This window comes from Sinorhizobium saheli (assembly GCF_001651875.1).
Classification (GTDB): Bacteria; Pseudomonadota; Alphaproteobacteria; order Rhizobiales; family Rhizobiaceae; genus Sinorhizobium; species Sinorhizobium saheli.
Genome location: NZ_LNQB01000004.1, coordinates 1 through 1,079, shown reverse-complemented (window position 1 = coordinate 1,079; position 1,079 = coordinate 1). Strand labels below are relative to the sequence as shown.

Here is a 1,079-nt window from a genome sequence, read left to right as displayed (position 1 = left end):
CGGCCTCGCTGTTGTGTATGTGGGTCTTGCGCCGGGACGGCCGATGTATCGTTGCGACCGGCCCAATCTTATGCTCGGTTTGCCACGTTGTCTTGGATTCGGTGGAGCTCGCATCGATGCCGCCATCGCCGAGGAGATCGTGCGTGTGGTAGAACCGGTAGCAATTGAGGCTGCCCTGGAAGCCGAGCGGATGCATCATCAGCGTCAAAACGAGCGACGACCTATTCTCGAGCTCGACCTTCAACAGGCCCAGTACGATGCCGGGCTGGCCGAACGTCGTTACGCCGCCTGTGATCCGGACAATCGGTTGATTGCTGCCCAACTCGAGAAGAACTGGGAGGCCGCTTTGCGGCGCGTCGAGGAGTGCCGCGCACGCGTCAGTGAGGCAGATCTACCTTCCGGGGCGGATCAACCGCCGGATTTTACCGGCTTGGCTGACGACCTGGTACGGGCTTGGAATGCACCCGGCGTGGCCACACGTACACGGCAACAGATTCTGCGAACCTTGATCGCTGACATCATTGCCGACGTTGACGATGGCAACCGAGAGGTCGTTCTGACCATTCACTGGAAAGGCGGACAACATTCGGTTCTGCGTGTCCGCAAGCCCAAAACCGGCGAACATGGATGCCAGACGCCCGACCAGGCGCTTGCCGTTATGAAGCAAATGGCGACCCGTTATTCCGACGACGATATCGCTGCAACGTTGAACCGAATGGGCATTCGAACGGGTCAAAACAAAACCTGGACTGCGCACCGTGTCAGCTCCATTCGCAGGGTTCAGGGCATCCATGCTTTTCGGTCGGCCGAGAAAGATGGGCAATGGCTGACCATGAAAGAGGCCGCTAAATGCTTGGAAGTGACCAGCCACGTCATTCGCCGCCTTATTGTTGATCGTATTTTGCCTGCCGAGCAGGTCGTCCCCGGTGCCCCATGGCAAATCGAAGCGTGTCATCTTCAAAACCAGGAAGTGATCAAAGCAATACGCAACAGAAATGGTCCGTGTCGCGCCGAACTCCAAAAACAAATATCAATGTTTCCAGACACTTGAAGAAGAGGGGTACAATGAATCAGCGCTT

At 56.9% G+C, this 1,079-nt stretch carries 1 pseudogene; it reads left to right on the top strand.

The features are described 5' to 3' along the window. Window positions 1–1,051, top strand: a pseudogene (locus ATB98_RS29335) (recombinase family protein); the annotation flags it as partial. Window positions 1,052–1,079: the final 28 nt, after the last annotated feature.